This window comes from Candidatus Leptofilum sp., assembly GCF_965223285.1.
Classification (GTDB): domain Bacteria; phylum Chloroflexota; class Anaerolineae; order Promineifilales; family Promineifilaceae; genus Leptofilum.
Window position 1 is genome coordinate 1 of the sequence record NZ_OZ244997.1, and the last position, 20,929, is coordinate 20,929.

Here is a 20,929-nt window from a genome sequence, read left to right on the forward strand (position 1 = left end):
CATTAGGGTTGGCCCGCGACGGCCGTATCGATGGCAGCACCTTGTGGGGGCCATTTTGCTGGCTCGTCGCGCAAGGAACGGCCGTCTGGCTGCTGCGCAAACATGCGCCCAATCACGATCCATTTTTACTGCCCCTAGTTGGCTTGCTTACCGGTTGGAGCATTGTGCTGCAAGACCGCCTCGCCCCAAATTTTCTCATTCGGCAAGTGATATGGGTGGTTTTGGGGACGGCCGTTCTGGTGGGCATCGCCATCTTACCAAGAAATCTAGGTTGGCTGCGCCGCTACCGCTATACATTGCTGTTGGCGGGCATTCTACTACTGGTCGCGACTTTGCTGTTCGGCATCAACCCTACCGGAGCCAGCGTAGCAGAATATTGGCTGCGCTTGCCCATTCCGTTCCTCACCCCAGTCTACTTCCAGCCATCAGAATTACTTAAGCTGCTGCTCGTCATCTTCTTAGCCAGCTATTTTGATGAACGTGAGATGTTAAGAAAACCAACTGGAAACGGCCGTCTCCAAAATATCTCTTACCTCGCTCCATTGCTTCTCATGTGGAGCTTTTGCATGATATTGCTCGTTTGGCAGCGCGATTTGGGTGCGGCCACACTTTTCTTCATCGTCTTTTTGAGCCTGCTTTATTTGGCAACAGGCGATTGGCGCGTTGTGGCTGGTGGCACCGGACTGCTGCTGCTAGCGGGCGTGTTTGCCTACTTTGCCTTTAGCCTAGTGACCCTGCGCATCGACGCCTGGTGGAATCCCTGGCCCGATTTTGACAACCGTGCCTTTCAAATTGTGCAGTCACTGTATGCCGTGGCTGCTGGTGGCATTTGGGGGCAGGGCGTTGGGCAAGGCTTTCCGCAATACATCCCCGTTGTCCACTCAGATTTTGCCTTTGCCGCCATTGCGGAAGAGTGGGGACTCATTGGCAGCCTGGGTGTGGTGGGGCTGTTTGCCTTGCTGGCACATCGGGGAATGCGGCTGGCACTGTTGGCAGAACGGCCGTTTCGCCGTTATCTGGCCGCTGGCATCACCATTTTGCTTGCGGCCCAAGCCTTTCTCATCATGGGCGGCGTTACCAAGCTGCTGCCGCTAACCGGGGTCACCTTGCCATTTGTCAGCTATGGTGGCAGCTCGATGCTGATCAGCCACGTGATGGCCGGTTTGCTGCTCTATCTCTCGACTAAAACCAGGCCAATCCATTTGTAATTGTGCCACTTCTCTACCATCCAAAAATTCTTGTATGAACGATTTTTCTTCGCCCCAAACGCAGCTCCATAAAATGCAGCGCGTCATTTTGTTGGGCTTCCTGGCCGTCGCTTTGTCCCTGCTGTTTTGGGTTGTTGCCCGCGGCGATGCCATTCTGGCGCGTGATGACAATCCTCGATTGGTCGAAGCAGAGTTGCGCATCCAGCGCGGCCGTATTTTGGACCGAAATGGCGTGGTATTGGCAGAAACGATCGGTGAACCGGATGCCCTCCTGCGCAACTACCCGTTCCCAGCTATTGGGCCAGCCGTCGGCTATTACAGCTTCCGGCACGGCACGGCGGGTATCGAAGCCGGCTTTGATGCTATTTTGCGCGGGGAGGATGAGGAATTTACGGCCGTTCTCAACCGCGAACTGCTGCACACCCCTCAAATCGGACGCGATGTGCAGCTTACGCTAGATGCTGCCCTGCAAACTACCGCCGAAGCCCTTTTTGGCAACGAACAAGGTGGGTTGGTATTGCTGGAAATTGAAAGTGGCAATATTCTGGCAATGGTCAGCCATCCTGGCTACAACCCCAATCTATTGGATGAGAATTTCGACGAATTAGTGGCTGATGAAACCGCCCCTCTGCTTAATCGAGCCGTTCAAGGACAATATCAGCCCGGCCTAGTGTTACAACCGTTCATTCTAGCGGCGGCATTAGACGCTGATCGCATCCAGCTCGACGGCACCGTACTAAACGTGAACCGCCCTGTACTCGTTAGCGAAGAGGTGAAGCAATGCCAAACGGCTCCACCAGATAGTTCAACGTGGGCCGACGTACTGCGTCACCGGTGTCCCGGCCCTATGCAAGATTTAGCTGATCGGCTGGGTTTGGCTGGCCTAGATGATATTTTCCTCCGTTTTGGCTTGGCCACACCGCCGGAGTTGCCTCTGAACACGGAACTGCCAGAGATCGAACCGCTGAACGATCCGCTTCAAGCAGGTATTGGCCAAGACACGCTCACGGTCTCCCCCCTGCAAGTTGCCCTGGCCCTCGCCACGCTTGGCAATGACGGCCGTTTACCCACACCTCAATTAGTAACGGCCGTTCAAGATGAAAATGGCATTATGCAGCCTCAACTTGCCACCATCAGCAGTGGCGATGTGGTGACCAGTCGTGCCGCCCGCGACATTCGTCAGGTTCTCACCACAGGTAGCAGCCTCAACTTTACGGTTTTTGCCTTGTCTGGTCCAGACAGCCGCAATGGCTGGCATCTGGCATTAACGCCTGCAGAACAGCCACAGTATGCCATTGTGGTCGTCGTCGAGAACAATGAGGATTTGGAACTGGTGAAGGAGATTGGTATGGGGGTAAAAACGGCCGTACTGCACCAAGAATAAAAAATGCCACAGCTCAAAAGCCGTGGCATCGAATCAACAAGTTTTAATCAGTTTATAGGGTTAGGAAGATTGTGTCAGAAACGGCCGTAGCCTTATCCCTCGTACCAATCATTTTCACGGCGACGACGACTATCACCAACGTGCATTGCTGTGCCAATAACACCTAGGAAAATTCCAATCACTGAAGCAGCAAAAGCCACAAAGTTCAGGAAGAAGGTTGATTCCACAAGTTGAATTACAATCACAAATGGCACAACAGCACCAATCAGTACCAAAATAAAGCCAACCCCAATTAAACGATTAAACGGCATTCATGCCCTCCTCGTCATATAACCAGCAGGCAACACGATGATTCTTAGCAACCTCCACATTTGGCGGTCGCTTAACATCACACAACCCCTCAATCACTTTAGGACAACGGGGGTTGAATCGGCATCCCTTTGGCGGATTTACCAAACTAGGCGGCTCTCCGCGGGGCACCTCACGCATAACCAACGCATTATCTGCATCTGGATCAGATGAAGCCTCCAAAAGGGCTAGCGTATACGGATGCTTCGGATCATTCAGCAAATCCTCCATCTCCGCGATCTCAATAATCTCACCCGCGTACATCACAAAAATGTACTCAGAGAAATAACGCACAGTAGAAAGATCATGCGTGATGTAAATAACCGACAAATTATGCTTCTCTTGCAAGCCGCGCAGTAGTCGCAAAATCTCAACGCGAACCGAAGCATCAAGCATAGATACAGGTTCATCTGCTACCAACAGCTTCGGCTCCATAATCATTGCCCGTGCAATCACTACACGCTGCTGTTGCCCACCACTTAGCATGTGAGGAAACTTTGGTAGAACCTCATCAACCGGAGCTAACTTAACTTCCTCAAGAATTTTACGAATTCGTTCAAGCCGTTCTTCTTTATTCCCAACCCCATTAATCACCAACGGCTCTTCTAAAATACGCTCAATCGTCATGAATGGCGGTAATGCACTAAAAGGGTCTTGTTGCACGTACCCAATCTTGGATCGGTAGACCCGCAAATCTTCCCCGGACGTCTCAGTTAGCCGCTGATCATCAAAGATCACATCCCCCTTCGTCGGGCGATTAAGGCCTAAAATAGTTTTCATAAGGCTGGACTTGCCACAACCACTTTCGCCTACACATGCCATGGCTTCGCCTTGCTTCAAGCCAAACCGGACCCCATCTACCGCCCGAACATAACCCGCATGACCAAAGCCAAATCGCTTCAATTCGTACCAAACATGCAAATCATCAATTTGCAAAATTGGTTCCTCTTTACCCCCAACTACGGGTTTTAAACCATTTTCCATTTCGCTCATTTCTTATTCCTATTGCCAGAATATTTGCTTGGTGTATTGATTTTACTCAATCGCACCTTATTTCTAAATGCTTCTATATCGGTTTTTAAGCAAAAACTTCATAATGTCAGGCATAAAGCCAGCATTTAACCTCACGCATATCTTCTTGGACAATGGTGGGCGGCTCTTCATCACACTTTTCAAACCGGGCAGGACAGCGGTCAGCAAACCGGCAGCCAGTTGGCGGTTTCAACAAACTTGGCGGCTGTCCAGTAATAAATTCTGGCTCGATAGTTTCACGTAGGCGCGGCACACTTGCCATAAGTTTCTGAGAATATGGGTGTAGCGGTTCATTGAAGAAGCTATGAGCATCCCCGACTTCAACTATTTGCCCTGCATACATCACAGCGACGCTATCTGCCAATTCACTGGATGTTGCAATATCATGTGTAATTAAGATAAAGCTCGTTTCCAGCTCTTTCTTTACCCGCTTCATTAAGTTCATGATGTTTGCCTGCGTCAATACATCTAACGCAGACGTTGGTTCATCTAAAATAACCAAATCCGGCAACGTAATGAGCGACATGGCTAAAGCTGCTCGTTGGCGCATACCACCACTTAATTCAAAGGCGTAACGGTGCAAAAAATCTACAGGAACACCTACATGTTCAAACATTTGCAGAGCACTTTTCAGAGCTTCTTCCTTAGATAAGCCCATATGAATCATTGCAGGTTCTGCAACCTGGTCACCAATTCGCATAACCGGATTTAATGCGTTCATGGCTGCCTGAGGCACCATAGAGATTCTTTTCCATCTCACCTCACGGCGAAATGATTCTGTGTTGTATTGCATGATGTCTTTATCATGCAACCACACTTCACCGTCATATGTATGTACATTTCGCGGGAGCAAGCGCAGAATTGCCTTGGCGAGAGAACTTTTACCACAACCCGATTCCCCAATAATAACGGTCGCCTGATTTTTCCGTAACTTAAAATCAACGCCGTCTACAGCCTGAACAACACCTGCTCTTACCTTGAAGTGCAAGCGCAGCCCTTTTACCATTAGGAGATCATTATTTGCTGATTCCATTCAATTAAAGCTCCTGTAGTCGAGGATTAAAAATTCGGTCTAGAGCAAAACCAACCATGGCAAAGCCAACCCCACACAACATCATCAGTGCTGCCGGTTCAATAATCCAGTAGTAAAAGCCATTAAAAAGAGCACCTTGATTTCTTGCATCAGAAATCAATTTGCCCCATGTTGGCAAAATAGGATCGCCAAGGCCTAGAATTGCCAAAGACGCTTCCAGAAAAACAAATGCAGGAACCAGTGAAACAATGCCGGGAATTACCAAAGGTAGCAGCCGGGGAATCATATACTGGAAAATAATACGGGAATTACTTGCGCCGTAAGCTCGTGCTGCGTCAATGTAAGCTAACTCTCTTACCTGCAAGAAAGTGGCACGATATGTCTTAATGGCCAGGCCAAATATACTAAATAGAATGACCAAGCCCAACATTAGCCAAATACTTCGAGAATAGAGCGTTCCCACCATGATTAAGATAGGTAGTAGTGGAATAATATTGTTGACTTCTGTGATTCGTTGGATAAGCGCATCTAATATGCCGCCATACCAAACGCCAACGGCCGCAATGCAAAGGGAAGCAACTGTGGTTCCAAGAGCAGCAATCAGGCCAAATGACATGGCAATTGGCGTTCCCCAAAGCAGCGCAACAGCCAGATCCCGCCGCCGATGGTCTGTTCCGGCAATGCCATGAACCAAACCATAGCTTACGAACGTTGTTTCTACTTCTGAATTTTCTTCAAAGAGCAATACAGACAGTTTTAGCTGGTAGGTACCTTTTAAAACTTGTAATCCTTCTTCTTCAGGATTGTCAAATAAGCCTTTTTCCGCAGCTACTTCTTCGATCCCTGTAGCTCGCTCCAGGCGACGCTGTAGGCGACTATCCTGGGAAAAGCGGAAAGAAGACGACGCAGAGGGAGAGAATTCACCTGCACGAATCTCACGGCCGTCTGGTGTCGTCCAAGTCATTTCTACATGCGGCTGTTTTTCTTCAAATGTCGCATCAAAAAATATGATCAGCTCAGGCGGAAACTCATCATATTGATAATCAAACTCATAAGTGTAAATAGCTTCACGTGTGTCTTCCGATAAATCTTCAATCACAACATTGCCATCCCCCTCTGTGCTTTTAAAGACGATGGTCTCAGGACGCTGAACGTCGCTAAACCAGTTTTGCCAAACAGGCCAGGCGTTTCTAGGGTACTCAGACCAGACATCTTCACCACCACGCCAAAGCCTTACCGCTTCGCTGTATGGGATGACAATGGGGGTAATTATCGCTGTTAAAATTAGCAAAGCGATAATGATGAGGCCAACGATGGCCGAAGGGTATTGCCGTATACTCTTTAGGTTAATCAGAATTGATTTCATAATTTTATTCCGTTTTTTGCCCTACTCGTACACGGGGGTCAACGAGTGCATAAATAAAGTCTAGCAGGAATACGGTTAAGGCTAAAAGATACGCATAAACAACGATGTTGGCCAAAATAACCGGTGTATCAAATGCGCCAATAGCAGCAAAGTAAAGTTGCCCAATGCCTGGCCAATTGAAAACAGTCTCTAAGATAATCGCACCTGTCCAAAGGTTAATCAGCAAAAAGGCAAAGCTGGTTACAATATTGGGCAAAGTTGGTCTTAGAATGTACCGACGTTCAATCATTCTATCTGTAAGACCCTTTGCTTTGGCCATATCGACGTAATCTTCACTGGAAAAAATGAGGAAAAAGGTACGCCAGGTATAGGCATTTAAAAAGACCGCATTGACGACAATTGCTGAAATGGGCAGCACCATATGCCGCAACAAACTCGCCATGTAGTCTAGCCGGTTTTCTGGCGGCGGTGCTTCCACCATGCCGCCAAACGGCAACCAACCTAAGATACTGGCAAAAATTAAAATGAAGAATAAACCATAAAACCAACCTGGTGCAGACGAGGTTGGTGCCATTCCCAATATAAATTTGTCCCAGAAACTACCGTAGCGCCTGGATAAACTCAGACCAACGGAAATACTGGCAAAGAAAAGAATTAAATTCCCCGTGCCAAACAACACCAATGTTGATGGCAACCTCTCTAGGATAATATTACGAACCAATCTGGAACCACTATCACTCATCAGGAATTCGGAAAAACCTAAATCGAGCGTCAAGGCATCAGTTAAATAAGTAAAACTGCGCACAATGAATGGCTGATCCAAGCCGAACCGTTGTTCTGCCAAAGCAATACGTTCTTCCAAAATAGCAGTTCGTTCTTCTTCTGGTAATTGACGATACTCAATATTTGCACTTAACGCGAGCACCGTTTGCTCACGGATCACCCCACGACGGATTTCGTCTACGTGACCGCCCATATTGGCAATAAGGATGGTGACATAAACACCGGCCACTACTGTAAGGAATAGTGCTACCAGTTTTAAGAGTGTGTATCGGGCTAATCGCGTGATCGTTTCTGTGCGGGCTTGACGTGATGAAGATTCAATTGATTCAACATCGACTTCAACATCAAGATTAAAGGCTTCCTGGCTCATAAAGTTACCCTTTCCTTGCTAATTTCTCGACAGATATGACAGAAAGAACAGGTTGGAAGCAGTTGTAGAACCACCTCCAACCTGATATAGGTCTAAATTGGCGGATGCCTATTTAGATTTGCGATGGATATTTTGATGAAAAATATCCATCGCAGTAAAGCGAATTCTAACTAACTTTATGGGGCCGTAACAAACTGGTATTCGCCAAGGCTTGGCAGTGCTACCAAATTAGATACGACAACTACCTCAAGACGGTTGGAGCCTTCTTCTAGAGCTGCGGTTGTGTCTGCACTTAGAACAACTTCCCAAAGTCCATCTTCCACAACTGTAGCTTCACCAGCTTCAACCTGAGCACCAGTTGCATCGAAGAGCAGGTAAGTTACAGAGCTAATGTCATCAGCGGCGTACGGGCCACCAAATACGTCAACGAAGACGTCGAAGGCAGCTTCATCACCAATGGTGACACGGCCTGGGCCATCAACCTCAACCTCTGCCAGAGCTGGGGCAGCAAAGTTGGAGAAGCGATTGGCTGGGTCTGGATGTTGCTCGTAGCGGGTCAAGATTGCCTGACCTTCAACCGGGAATACACCGGAGAGGAAGTATACGTTTGTACCTAGGTAGTAATGACCATACCGACGAGCAAACTCTGTCAGGTTTGCGTAACGAGCAGCAGCATCGTCAGCAGTGACGTAATCACCGAGGGTAGCAGCATACGGGATGAAACCAGTTTCGGTAGCAGATGCGAGCTCTGCAGCGAATACATCGAGGGACGGACCAGCAATCATGTTGGTACGTTCGATCTCATTTGCTTCTGCTTTGTCTGGCGTAAAGGCAAAACCACCATTTGCTTCTCCACTGAGCATGAGTGCCATGTTGTGCCAAGCACCATCAGCAAAGTCGTAGGTTGGCCACCAGCTTACAACGATGTTTTCAGCATCCAACTGGGCATTGTCAGCATAGTATTCAATAGTCAACGGATCGGTAGAAACGATGCGCGTGCCCTTGAAAGCAGACAGGAACTGATCCAGGTCAGGAGCCAGGGATTCATCGTAGTACGGGCTATCAGGATTACCAAGGTCAAAGGTAATAATCATGCCCATGACGAAATCAGCCGGGCTGAGCGGACTGCCATCGTGCCAGGTGATGGTATCGAAGAGGTCTGCCGGGTAAGTGACAGTGCTCTTGAATACGGCCGTTTGCGTTTCAGTGTAAACATCGGCTGCGGTTAGGAATGTCTGGTTGGCAGCGTCCCAGCCAGCCCAGGCATCATCTGGAACAACAATTTCAGGCTCGAAGCTCAACGTAATCCAGTCGGAGGACGGGGAAACGCTGGCCGGGAAGCCTTCCTGTACGACAACTTCAGCACTCTCGATGCGGTTTGGAATAGCAATACCAGTGCTTGGATCAGTGTAAAGACCTTGTTCGCCAATAGCACGTTTTACCATGTTATCAAAGACCCAGTTTGAGCCACCAATTGGGTTCCAAGGCTCAGTGAAAACACTTGGCAAAGCGATGGTCATGGAACCACCAATCTCATCAATGAAGCGAACCGTCTTAGCCCAGATGCCAGCACCGCTAATACCAGCAGCCAGGTCAGAAGTTACAGAGACTTCGTCGCTGTACGGTACCAAGGTGGTACGGCTAGTAACCCAAACGCGGGTGGAGAATTCAGCAGCCAATGGCAGAATTTCTTCCATCATGGCATCCCGTTCTGCCAAGTCAGCGTAATCATTGTTAAACAGACGCAGGGAAAGCGCGTCAAACTCATCGGTCGGCTCGTAAACCTGCCAGGACGGCCACGGTACACCACGGGAGGTGTAGAAGAAATCGAAGTTGTCCGTATTGCTACGGTCAATTACGGTTTGGCTCCAGGCACCTGTATACAGGTTCCATTGGCATTCTGCCGGGTCAGAGCTAATCCACAGCGGACTCAACTCACCAGAGGTACGCTCAACGCGCTCAATGGTAAAGCCCATTTCTTCTAGCTGATTGGCAACGTAGTTACCAATTTCCAGACGGGTGTCCTCAATACGAATGAGGAAGATGAGGGTGACTGGTTCGCCAGCAAAGTTCCACTTGCCATCTACCAGTTCAGCTCCCAAGCCTTCCATTTCAGCAGCGATGATTTCATTTGCTTTGTCGAAGTCGTAAGCGTACTGGGCTTCGATGGCGCGAATTGCAGCAGCGTAACGGCCACGGTCAGCACCAGCTTCAGAAATGGTGGTGTACTTCGGAACAGCCAAGCCACCGTACAATTCGTCAGCAACAAAATCACGGTCGATAGCCCAGTTCATGGCCTCGCGGATGGCACGGTTGTTGAAGGGGTTCAGCACGTTTTCATCGGCGCAAACGCCATTGTTGAAGAAGATTTCGTCATACAGACCGTACTGGGTAACAGCAGTGATGTTACCAGCGTCGGCGATAGCCTGCACAGCTGCTTGACTGCCAATGTCGTCAGCAAACATGTCAATGTCGCCAGCAGCTAGACGAGCAATCGCAGAGTCTTGATTTGGCTCTTCAACAAAGATGATGGTGTCTAACCAACCACCGGTGCGATTTGCTTCTTCTTCATTAACTGCTTCAACCTCAACGGTTTCTACAACTGTTTCAGTGACCGTCTCGGTAACGGTTTCGGTAACAACACGCGTTACTTCTACCTCAACCGCGTCGCCTTCGACAACCTCGGTCTCGGTAACCACACGGGTTACTTCAACAACCTCGGCTGGTGCTGAGCATGCAACGGCTACGAAGCCAGCAATGAACAGCAGCAAAATAAGAGATAAGGTTTTCTTCATAGGTATTCTCCTCGTAAAGAATTTGTCAAACTGTCGTAAACGCAATTTGACTTGAAATGAGTAAGAACCAATTGCCCAGGCATATGCCTCTAGCAATTAAAATAAAAGCAACTACAAAACAGGCGAAAACCATATTTGCAATTGTCTTTTTCCATCTTGAAGCTCACGTTATCTTCTTGATTGCTAACAAAAGATAAGGAGCAGCTCAGTTTGTAACCCGCAAAAAACCACCCTGTTATCAGACAGGATGGTTACATAAATATTCTATAATTTTGTTGCAGTTGCGCATGTACGCCATGTTGAGATTTCTCTTCTTCTCAGTTAACCACGGTGAATGGTGGTAGAATTATACGGATATCGGTTGTAGATGTCAAACAAGGGGCATTTAGGGGAACGTGAAGGGGTGACAAGGTGGCACATATTTGCACTGGAGGTGGAATTGGTGAAATTTGCCAAATATCATGGCCTGGGGAATGTATACATTGTACTAGAGACAGAAACATCGGCAACACCCCCTAGCCAAGCGATGATCAAGACTATTTGTGATACTCATTATGGTGTTGGGTCCGATGGTATTTTGTGGGGACCGTTGCCCAGCGGAACGTGTGATTTTGGGTTGCTCATTTACAATCCAGATGGCAGCGACGCTGAAAAAAGCGGCAATGGGTTGCGCATCTTTGCGCGATATTTGTTTGATACTGGGCGTGTTTCGTACCAACTTTTTACCTTGGAAACGCTGGGAGGTAATGTTGGGTGTTCAGTGGCAGAGGATAACAAAAAAGTTGAAGTGGCTTTGGGGCAAGTCAGCTTTGCAAGCTCGCAGGTGCCTGTGGCTGGAGCGGAACGCGAGGTGTTGAACGAGTCTATGACCATCAACGGCCGTTCCTTCAAATTCTCAGCGGTGACTTTAGGAAACCCGCATTGTGTGGTGTTGCTAGATGCCCCCCCGACCCCAGAGCTGGCCCAAACGTTTGGGCCACACATTGAACATTCCCCTCTTTTCCCTAAACGAACCAACGTACAATTTATGTACGTACAGGATCGTGCAAACATCCAAATTGAGATTTGGGAGCGGGGGGCCAACTATACATTGGCATCTGGCAGCAGCAGCGTGGCGGCAACGGCCGTTGCACGTCGCCTGGGTTTATGTGACAACAGTGTCACCGTCCACATGCCTGGCGGAACGTTAGCCGTCGCGCTGGATAGTAATTGGAATAGTACCTTGATTGGCCCCGTCACCAAAATCTGTGATGGAGAAATCGCACCAGAGATGTTTCAGGAGAGATAATCATATGGAAATTATACACCTGACAATGACAGAATTAGAAGCTGGCCTGGACATTATTCGGCAGTCGCCAAAGAATGATGGCGTTTTAGAGATGATTGTGAGACGGCCGTCTACCGATGAACGTGAGCTGTTGGATGAAGGGGAATTGGATACGGCCGTTGGCCTGGTTGGCGACAACTGGAAAACGCGCGGCAGCCGCCACATGCCGGACGGCTCTGCCAACCCGGATGCCCAGCTAACCCTGATGAACAGTCGCGCGGCCAATTTGGTAGCCCAAAGCCGGGACCGTTGGGCATTGGCTGGTGATCAACTTTACGTAGATTTTGATTTGAGCGAAGAGAATATTCCACCAGGCACGCAGCTACAAATTGGCGAGGCGATTATTGAAGTCACTGCTCAACCACACACCGGCTGCAAAAAGTTCGTCGCCCGCTTTGGCATGGACGCCGTGAAATTTGTCAATTCGCCACAGGGCAAAGAGCTTCATCTGCGCGGCATCAACACAAAGGTTGTCCAGGGCGGCACCATTAGCGTTGGGGATGCAATTATCAAAATTTGATAAACGCTAGGGGACGATGATGTGTTGATTGGCCGCAACGGCCGTTTCCTCCCAAACGCCATCCTGCCAAACCACTTTTACCCGGGCTGCCTCGTCAAATTGGCCCAGCCCAACATGCAGCCGCGTATCTTCGGATGCCAAATAGCTGCTGCCAACAAGCCATTCACGGATTAGTACACGGCCGTCTGGCAATGCCACCTCCACCACCGCACCGGGGTAAAAGCCATCGAGTTCGATTTGCAGCCAGTTGCCAGATGCGTTGTTGTTCTGCAAGAGCGCAGGCGTGCCGCCAACTGTGTTGATGGCAATGTCCAAATCGCCGTCGTTGTCGTAATCGGCGACGGCACTGCCACGGGCCAGCAGTGGCCCCACGCCATCTTCATGCAGCCCCACCTGGCGCGTCCATTCACGGAATTGACCCGGTTTCCCTTCTTGCTGCATATTGCCATAAAAGCGCACCAATTCGGCATCTGTATCAAAGTTAGAGACGGGCACACGGCCATTTACCGTTAGCAAATCTACATCACCATCCTGATCAAAATCGGCAAAATGGGTGCCCCAGCCAGTCATGTTGTTGCCCAGGCCGCTAATGCCAATGCGGTAGGTGCTGTAACGGAACCCCAATTCTCCCCGCTCGTCGATTTCATTCCGATAAAGGGCGTTCAGTTCTGCTTCCCAATTGGTCACGAACAGGTCGAAACGGCCGTCTCCATCATAATCCCCCCCAGCCACGCCCATGCCGCTGCCGGAGTCGCCAATATCGGCGGTGAGGCTCAAATCTTCAAAGTGAAAACCGGCGGGGCTGTCATCGAGAACGGCCGTGTACAGTCGATTGGGTTGGCCGTCGTTGGCAATGTATAGCTCGAAACGGCCGTTGCCATCCAGATCGCTAAAAATCGCCCCCAAGCCACGCTCTTCTCGCACCAACCCCACGTCTAGCGTCACGTCACGGAAGGTACCGTCACCATTATTTACGTACATTCTATCTGGCAAACCGTAATAATCCTGCGGGAACGCGCCGCTGGGATTTGGAATTTGGTTGCCCAGATCAATGTACGCCGCCACGAATAAATCTGGCCAGCCATCGGCATTTACATCCGCTACGGCGGCGGCACTGTTCCACTCAGGCGCGTCTACCCCTGCGGCAGAGGCTCCTTCCACAAAGGTGCCATCTCCCTGGTTCCACAGCAGCTTGTTTGGCCCGTCGGCGGTCACGTACAAATCGGGCCAGCCATCCAGATTGAAGTCGGCGGCAATGCAGCCGTTGCCTCTCAAAGCAAGATTCGCGCCGGTTTGAGCCGATACGTCGCTAAACTGCCCCTGCTGGTTGCGGAAGAGGGCGTTACTGGGCAAGCCACCATTTGCTTGCCAAAAATCTTGTTCATCCTCGGCAAAGCTGTTCACCAAGTACAAATCCTGCCAGCCATCCTGGTCGTAATCAATCCAGCAAAGCCCTGCACCCATCATCGCGGCGGGATCGTCAAAAATGGCGGTGCGGAATGCGCCATGCTGAAAGTCCAAGCCAACCTGCGCCGCCACGTTGGTGAACTGTAATTGGGTGGTGGCGGTTGGATCGGGAGCGGTGTCGGTAACGGCCGTTCCCCCACCCCCATTTGCCACACCCGGCGGCACTGTCAACCCCGTCGGCACCGGGTCGAGCGGCAGGCCGCTAGGCACCGCATCCGGCACAAATTCGCGTAAATCGGTTGCCGCCGGATCAGTGAGTGCTTGCAAAAAAGCAACCAAATCAGCGATTTCCTGCTGTGTGAGGGGCAAGCTGTTGATTAGCTGCGGGGCGGCGGTGGTGAGTTGGTGTTGGGCATTGTACGGCCGTACGCTGCTGTAAAACGCAGGCGGCAAAAATTGGCTGGGGTCATAGCTAGCTGCCATCTCCTGAATGTTTGCATGATGGGCAATCGCTAGCTCTAGCGTCGGGTACGCGCCGCTGTGGAAGTACGGTGCCGTCAATTCCACATTGCGCAGCGGTGCGGTGCGGAAGGCAAATCGGTCACGCGCATCGAAGGAGACACCCGCGTGGCCCCAATCGTCGCGCCCCTCAGGGCCGTGTCCCTTGCCCGGCCCCAGCTGCGGCACCAGCAAGTTATGGAACTGCAAATCGGTAAACAGATCACCTGCGTGGCAGGTAGCACAGTTAACGGCCGTATTTGCCTCTCCATAAAAAAGTAACGCTCCCCGCTTCTGTTGCTCGGTCAGGGCGGTACTGTCCCCAGCCAAATAATCATCCCAGGGGGCAGCTGTCATAATAAATTGGCGTTCAAAAGCGGCGATGGCCGAAACAACGGCCGTAATGTCTGGCGTGGCCGTGCCAAAAAGCGTTTCAAACTGCTCGGCATACCCTGGAATCTGATGCAGACGGCTCATCAACTCACGCCGGATCGCCTCTGGCGGCAAATGCCCCAGCGTCGCCCCGGCCATCTCATGCAAACTGGTGACGGGGAACATTGCCTGAACCGCCAAAGCGTCGGTGAGCTGCCGCTGGTTGACCTCATCTTCCTGCGTGGTGACGACGCCCGCATACCCGTCCACACGGCCGTCCCAAAACTGCACGGGCAGCAGCGCACTGTTCAAAATAGTAGGCGAATTGCGCGGCACAAACGCGCCAATAAACGGATTGTTGACCGTCCCTCCATTCGCTTCTGCACCCAGATTCACCATTTCCAAAAATTCCCGCTGCGCCCCAAGCCCTTCCCCACCCGTGCCGATGGGTAACGCCCGGCCATCTCCCAGTGCCAATGCCGGATGGTGGCAGGTGGCGCAGCTAATGTTCTGGTCGCCAGAAAGCAGTGGATCGAAAAAAAGCTGCTGGCCGAGAGCAACCAGGTTGGGATCATCTGGGGGAAGGTCGGTGCCGGGATACGGCCGTAACCCATGTTGCTCAATCGCTACACGCAAAACCGCGTCCAAATCGTCAAATTCGGGGCGCGTCGCGGCAACTTCCCCGCTGGTTCCACTCTCAGACCCAGTATCCTCTTCCGGCTGCCCCCAATAGAGTTCAATGATGTTACCTTCAAATACCTGGCTAATGAGCAGCGAGCCATCGGCGCGAGGCAGCACCGAAGTCGGGAAGTTTAGCCCATCCAGCACCAGCTCTGTTTTACCATTGGAAGATACTCGGCTCAAACGGCCGCTGTTGGCCTGGTACCCCGTGCCGCTAAAACAGGAAGCATCAGGGCGAAAGCGGGCAAATTCCAGCAGCCAGACGGTGCCATCCTGCCCACGCGCCACGTCTATGGGCATGTTTAGCCCATCCACAACCACCCTCTCGTTCCGATTCTCATCAATTGCCACCAAACGGCCGCTGTCGGCCGGGTATGGGCAGCCGCCAAAAAGGGTGACAAAATATTCAGGCCCAACGCGCTCGATCCCTGTTGGCACGGGATCAATACTGCCATTTTCTACCTTAATTGATGCGAAGCGATGAAAGAATTGGGTACGCCCATCTTCGGTTTCTTTGGCGACGCCGTTGCCGCTGGCGTCGCTCACCACAGGCACGCCGTTTGCGTCAAAGGTCATGTCAAATGGATTGATGAGGCGCACATTGTTGAGCGGCTCCATTCGTCTGGCTAGATTTTCGGCCGTGAGGGGGCTGTCTGGCAAAGTAAAGCTGCCTGAAGCGGGCACGGCGTAAAGGGCACCGAGGTTGAAGTGGGCTGTGTAAAGGGTACGGCCGTCTGGCGACAGCTTCACAAAGGGTACACCAGACAAATCGCCTGAGTCCCGTCCGCTGGGCAAACCGCTAATAAGCCGCCCAACCTGCCCATCGGGGGTGATGAGCGACACGCCCGCCGACAAATCTTTTTCACCCGTGCCTTCTTCCGCAACCAAAATGCCCCCGTCGGGCATCTCGGCCATTCCCACGGGATTCAGAAAGCCGTTGGCAAACTCACGGGTCAGCAAAACTGGGTCTGGCTCTGGTGCCGGTCGGCAGGCAACAATGATAAAAAGCAGGCACAGCGCGATCCACAAATAAGAACGAGGAGTGGGCATCCTCAGATGCGAACGGATGGGCATCTGAGGATGCCCACTCCTCTTGAATTCTTTGATGTGAAATTTTCTAAACATAGCAAACGCTAAGGCAGGTTTAACAACCGGTCGGGGTAATCGGAGATGATGCCATCTACACCCCAGCCAATGAGACGCTGCATATCTTCCGTCTCGTTGACCGTCCAGGGGATCACAACCAACCCTTCATTGTGTGCTTTAGCAACTAGTTCGGCGGTGACGTCGCGCTTATTGGGGGACCAAATGTCGAATTTGTAAGCTGCGTAAACATCTACCTTGGCTTCGCCACCCGTTGTTAATGCCGCTAGCCGAATCTCGCTATCAATTTCGCGAATAGTGCGCAGAGAGCGATGATCAAAACTTTGGATAATGACGCGATCAGTGAGGGAACGGCCGTTCACCAAGTCCAAAATCGCTAATTCAAACGGCCCGGCTTCGCCTCCGGTAAAATCATCATCTATATTTTCCGGGCTATCTGGAACACGCTTGGTTTCTATGTTGAACTGCACGGTGGCAGCATTGTTGCGCTGTGCCGCGGTTTTTAGCTCAGAGTTGGCGTACTCTGCCACAAAATCGAACAGCTCTCCTAAAGTAATAATCCGATAATCATTGCCAGCGAGTTCGGTGGAAACGGCCATTTGCCCTGGAAAACGGTCACTGTCTGGATTCAAATCGCAGCGATACGATTGCACAACTGAAAGCGGCTGCTGGCTAATAAAAATGCGCCGCAGCGGGTTACGCGGGTCCGGTGCTTCTGGATCGGCAGGATCGTCTGGCAGGTAACATTTGCTGTCTTCAATGATGGGATCGTGCCACACAACCACTTCCTCATCCTGCGTAAAGTGCAAATCCAGCTCCAGTGTCATCACCCCCAAATCTAGCGCGGCTTCAAAAGCTGGCAACGTATTTTCCGGTAGCAAGCCCCGCGCTCCCCGATGCCCTTCAGCATCAAAACCGGGCGGCAAATTGTCGGTGCCGACAAAAGCAAAAGCGGTTGCTTCACCATCCATCGTTTTTGGCTCCTCCGTTGTACTGGCCGAACGACAGGCCATAAGAAAAAGTGGCAACAGGAAAATAATAAATCCTGTTGTCCATCGACCGCATTTTTTAATCATTCACAATCATCCAGCAGCCTTGCCTCCTAGCAATACGATAAAGCGTAGAAAATTTGGCTACAAAACGAAAAGGTGGCAGACCGGTACGATCTGCCACCCTATTTTAAGCTAAAACTTTGTGCTTATTCAAAGAAAGCGTTGTAGCCGGCCAGTTCCTGGTTTGCTTTTTCAGCAGCGATATCCAGAGCTTCTTGAGCCGTCATGCCGTCATCAAGCACGGCACTGTACGCTTCTACAATTAAGCGACGGATAGCTGGTGATGGGCCGGCACGACCACCAAGCACGGCATAGTTGGGGCTACCATCATCCAACGTGGTTTTTGTCGTGGCTAACTGGTCGATAGCGGTTACAAAATTGGGGTTTTCTTCCCAGAAAGTTGTGAGATCGGCGTTGCCGCTGATGTCGGTACGTACCGGGAAGTAGCCGGTGCCAGTGTGCCAGGTTACCTGCTGCGCTTCTTCAGCCATGAACTTCATAAACTGCCAGGCAGCTGCATTGGTTGCGTCGTCGTTGGAATCTAGAAGCCACAGGGCAGCACCACCAATGACCACACCATTGCGATCGCCTGCGCTGTCAGCGTAAGGGATAAACATAGTGCCAACTTCAAACTCGGCACTATCTTGGAAACCACGTGCACCGGCGGTAGAGTCGAAAATCATGGCCGCTTCACCAGCAAAGAAGACGGTGTCGGTGTCTGACCAGGTGTTACCCAAATTGGGGGAGTAGCCATCCGCTACTAGTCCGCTGAGAAAGTCAAATACCTCAACACCTACGCCCTGGTTAAAAGCAACTTCGGTGGCCCGACCGGTACGGCCGTTGTCATTGTTGTAGTAAAGACCGCCGCTGTTGGCCAAAATCTGCTCGAAGTACCAACCAACCTGACCCAGAGCAATGCAATACTCAGCCTCGCCGCTTGCCTGGATCGCATCACAGGCAGCTAGCATTTCGCTGAAAGACCAGCTTGTGCCATCTGCTGGTGGCTCAACACCTGCTGCCGCAAACATTTCCTTGTTGTAGAACAGGATGGGGGTAGAGCTGTTGAAAGCCATGGCCACCATACCCGTGCCGTCGCCATAATAATCGGAAACAGCGGGTACAAAGATGCTGGAATCATAGTTGTCAGCTGTCATCAATTCATGTGCGGGAATCAGGCGACCCGTGTCGATCATAGTTTGTGAAGCAAGGTCAAAGTTCTGGATGATGTTGGGTTCGGTGCCAGTTTCAAAGGCAGCCAGAAGGGCGTTGTAGGTATCGTCATAGGTGCCCTGGTAGGTGGCATTTACTACAATGCCATCCTGGCTTTCGTTGAAGCGGGTTACGAGTTCATCTACAACAGCACCCAGGTCGTCAGCCATGGCATGCCAGAATTCCAGGGTGACAACTTCGTCAGCCATTTCTTCGTCATCCATCGCTTCCTCATCATCCATTGCCTCGTCAGCATCTTCAGAAACGGCCGTATCTTCTGTATCAGCAGCCGTGTCTTCTGTGTCTGCCGGTTCATCGGCCGTACCACCACCACAGGCAGCCAATACCAACGCTAACGCTAGCAACAACATCCAATATTTAAGCATTTTTCTTGACATAGTTCCTCCGTTTTAATTTACTTTTTGCGCCACGAAATTGCGGTCGCATACTTTTTCTTCACCAGATACGTCCCGGGTTAGTATCCAGTGTTAAAAACAAATTTAGGTCAGGACTTACGCAGCCTGGTTAGGGCGAATGCATAAGTCCTAAAGGTTTGTAATAAGGAGGAGGTAAGCATCCTCAAATGCCGGTTGCATCCGAGGGTGCTCCCTCCTCGGTTAGCCTTTCAAACCCGTCATCGCAATGCCCTTCACCAACTGCCGATTGGCAATCAAGAACAGCAGCAGCGTGGGCAGCATCACAATAACAGCCCCTGCCATGAGCGGCCCCCAATTGGTCCCGCGTTCCTGGTTAGCCAGGAAAAACCGAATTCCAATTTGCACCGTGCGCATGTTGGTTTCGTTGGTAATAATCAGCGGCCAAAGATATTGGCTCCACGCACTCAAAAAAGCAAAAATCGAAAAAGCACTGATGGAACCTTTGCTCAACGGCACGACAATTTGCCATAAAAAGCGGAAATTGCTGGCTCCATCAATTCTGGCGGAATCGTGTAGCTCTTTTGGCAACGACATGAAAAATTGCCGCAGCAAAAAGACCCCAAACGCACTGGCCAAGAAAGGCACGGTCAACCCAAAATAGGTATTCGCGCCGACTTGGTCACATACTGCTGCTGATTCACCGAGCAGCCCGATACAGCTCTTGGGCAACTCACTAACCAATATGAAATTGGGAATAAACGTTAGCTGAAATGGCACCATCAGACTGCCTAAAATCAGGTAAAACATCAGATCGCGACCGCGAAAATGTAAAAAAGTAAAGGCAAATGCAGCCAAAACGCTAAAAAGTACCTGGCACACCACAATAATGGCGGATTGAATAAAGCTATTGAGCAGATAACGGCCGAATGGCGTTGCATTCCAGGCACTAACGTAATTGTCAAAGGTCCATTCGCGCGGCAACAGGGTGTTGGGGTTGGCAGAAATATCTTGAAGGGATTTGAAGCTGGTAAAAATCGCAATGATGATAGGCATCGCCACAATGAGGCCAACAACCAACAGAAAAACCTGCATCATCAAATCGGTCGTAATGACTTTTGGTTTGGAATTGGAAGAAGAGACGGGAATTGTCATGAGTAATGTACCCTCCGGCCAAAGCCACGGAATTGAATTAGAGACATGATGACAATGAGCAGCGCAAGCAAATAGGCTTGTGCCGAGGCGTACCCTCTAAGCGGCGTCCCCACAAAGGCATCAACATAAATTGAGTAAATCATGTTCGTTGTTGCCTGCCCTGGCCCCCCATCGGTGAGGATGTTGATTTCACCGAAGGTTTGTAGGCTGTTGATCACATTTATGATAAGCAGGAAAAAGAGCGTGGGGGAAAGCAATGGCAGGGTAATGTGGCGTACGCGGTGCCACAGGTTGGCACCATCCACCTTGGCAGCTTCGTAATAAGTGGCATCAATATTCTGCACACCAGCCAAGGCAATAATGACATTGAAGCCCAACTGCCGCCAAACAACGGCAATGGTTACGGCAACTAAAGCCCAATCTTTGGAAGTAAGCCAGTTGATGGGATCAATGCCGATCAGACCAATCCAATGATTCATAAACCCGGTGGCCGGGTTGTACATCCAGCGAAAAATCACGCCGGTTACGGCACTGCTGATTACAATTGGTACAAAAATGAGCAAACGGTGCAGCCAGGAAAGCCGCCGCAATGGGTAGGCCAGGGCAATGGCTAAAGCCACGGCCAGGATGATACCGGTCGGCACCGTCCCTAGGGTAAATAGCAACGCTACTTTGAGATTGTTAAAATATTCTCCGCCACTGATCAGCTCATTCCAAAGGCGTTGGTAATTTTCCAGCCCCACATCAAGCACCGCCCCGCCAAATGGTGCTACGCGCGTCAGACTCATTTGAAAGGAGCTAACAATCGGCCAATAAACAAAAATGCCCAAAATGATGAGTGTTGGAGCAAGGTAGAAATACCCTTCTAACGTTTTGAGGACTTTTTTCAATGCTGTCTCCTTCTTTTTCTT

15 protein-coding genes are annotated in these 20,929 nt (G+C 50.6%); 4 read left to right on the forward strand and 11 right to left on the reverse strand.

From position 1 onward, the window contains the following. Positions 1 to 8 precede the first annotated feature (8 nt). Together ACOQPU_RS00530 and ACOQPU_RS00535 are read left to right on the forward strand one after the other, a co-directional pair. Positions 9 to 1,208: an FtsW/RodA/SpoVE family cell cycle protein gene (locus ACOQPU_RS00530; RefSeq protein WP_420643184.1), complete on the forward strand. Its 1,200-nt coding sequence runs from the start codon at positions 9 to 11 to the stop codon at positions 1,206 to 1,208. A gap of 34 nt (positions 1,209 to 1,242) precedes the next feature. Next, positions 1,243 to 2,592 (forward strand): penicillin-binding transpeptidase domain-containing protein, encoded by a 1,350-nt coding sequence (locus ACOQPU_RS00535; protein ID WP_420643185.1) that lies wholly within the window; start codon positions 1,243 to 1,245, stop codon positions 2,590 to 2,592. Between the two features lie 92 nt (positions 2,593 to 2,684). Here the strand turns inward: ACOQPU_RS00535 and ACOQPU_RS00540 are convergent, their stop codons facing one another. The 6 genes from ACOQPU_RS00540 to ACOQPU_RS00565 form a co-directional block, all read right to left on the reverse strand. Then, a complete protein-coding gene (locus ACOQPU_RS00540; protein WP_420643186.1) occupies positions 2,685 to 2,903 on the reverse strand; it encodes a hypothetical protein in 219 nt (72 codons plus the stop codon). Next, complete coding sequence (locus ACOQPU_RS00545) at positions 2,893 to 3,933, reverse strand: ABC transporter ATP-binding protein (protein WP_420643187.1); 1,041 nt, start codon at positions 3,931 to 3,933, stop codon at positions 2,893 to 2,895. The genes ACOQPU_RS00540 and ACOQPU_RS00545 overlap by 11 nt, the downstream gene beginning before the upstream one ends. Before the next feature lie 106 nt (positions 3,934 to 4,039). After that, entirely contained in the window at positions 4,040 to 5,005 is a 966-nt protein-coding gene (locus ACOQPU_RS00550; RefSeq protein WP_420643188.1) for an ABC transporter ATP-binding protein, read from the reverse strand. A 4-nt stretch (positions 5,006 to 5,009) separates the two neighbouring features. Further along, on the reverse strand, positions 5,010 to 6,371 hold the full coding sequence (locus ACOQPU_RS00555) for an ABC transporter permease (RefSeq protein WP_420643189.1): 1,362 nt from the start codon (positions 6,369 to 6,371) through the stop codon (positions 5,010 to 5,012). Between the two features lie 4 nt (positions 6,372 to 6,375). After that, positions 6,376 to 7,524 carry an ABC transporter permease gene (locus ACOQPU_RS00560; RefSeq protein WP_420643190.1) on the reverse strand — a complete coding sequence of 383 codons (1,149 nt, stop codon included), beginning with the start codon at positions 7,522 to 7,524 and terminating at the stop codon, positions 6,376 to 6,378. Between the two features lie 176 nt (positions 7,525 to 7,700). Continuing rightward, positions 7,701 to 10,319: an ABC transporter substrate-binding protein gene (locus ACOQPU_RS00565; protein WP_420643191.1), complete on the reverse strand. Its 2,619-nt coding sequence runs from the start codon at positions 10,317 to 10,319 to the stop codon at positions 7,701 to 7,703. Between the two features lie 442 nt (positions 10,320 to 10,761). Here ACOQPU_RS00565 and dapF point away from each other — a divergent pair, with 442 nt between their 5' ends. Next, positions 10,762 to 11,607 carry a diaminopimelate epimerase gene (dapF, locus tag ACOQPU_RS00570; protein ID WP_420643192.1) on the forward strand — a complete coding sequence of 282 codons (846 nt, stop codon included), beginning with the start codon at positions 10,762 to 10,764 and terminating at the stop codon, positions 11,605 to 11,607. 4 nt (positions 11,608 to 11,611) lie between these two features. Beyond that, positions 11,612 to 12,166, forward strand: a complete 555-nt coding sequence (locus ACOQPU_RS00575; protein WP_420643193.1) for an MOSC domain-containing protein — start codon at positions 11,612 to 11,614, stop codon at positions 12,164 to 12,166. Between the two features lie 6 nt (positions 12,167 to 12,172). On the opposite strand, the gene ACOQPU_RS00580 is transcribed toward ACOQPU_RS00575, so the two are convergent. The 5 genes from ACOQPU_RS00580 to ACOQPU_RS00600 form a co-directional block, all read right to left on the reverse strand. Continuing rightward, positions 12,173 to 16,198, reverse strand: a complete 4,026-nt coding sequence (locus tag ACOQPU_RS00580) for a ScyD/ScyE family protein (RefSeq protein WP_420643194.1) — start codon at positions 16,196 to 16,198, stop codon at positions 12,173 to 12,175. Between the two features lie 59 nt (positions 16,199 to 16,257). Then, on the reverse strand, positions 16,258 to 17,199 hold the full coding sequence (locus tag ACOQPU_RS00585; RefSeq protein WP_420643195.1) for a glycerophosphodiester phosphodiesterase family protein: 942 nt from the start codon (positions 17,197 to 17,199) through the stop codon (positions 16,258 to 16,260). A gap of 227 nt (positions 17,200 to 17,426) precedes the next feature. Continuing rightward, positions 17,427 to 18,887 (reverse strand): ABC transporter substrate-binding protein, encoded by a 1,461-nt coding sequence (locus ACOQPU_RS00590; RefSeq protein ID WP_420643196.1) that lies wholly within the window; start codon positions 18,885 to 18,887, stop codon positions 17,427 to 17,429. 219 nt (positions 18,888 to 19,106) lie between these two features. Further along, entirely contained in the window at positions 19,107 to 20,018 is a 912-nt protein-coding gene (locus ACOQPU_RS00595; protein ID WP_420643197.1) for a carbohydrate ABC transporter permease, read from the reverse strand. Then, positions 20,015 to 20,908 carry a carbohydrate ABC transporter permease gene (locus tag ACOQPU_RS00600; RefSeq protein WP_420643198.1) on the reverse strand — a complete coding sequence of 298 codons (894 nt, stop codon included), beginning with the start codon at positions 20,906 to 20,908 and terminating at the stop codon, positions 20,015 to 20,017. The genes ACOQPU_RS00595 and ACOQPU_RS00600 overlap by 4 nt, the downstream gene beginning before the upstream one ends. Positions 20,909 to 20,929 lie beyond the last annotated feature (21 nt).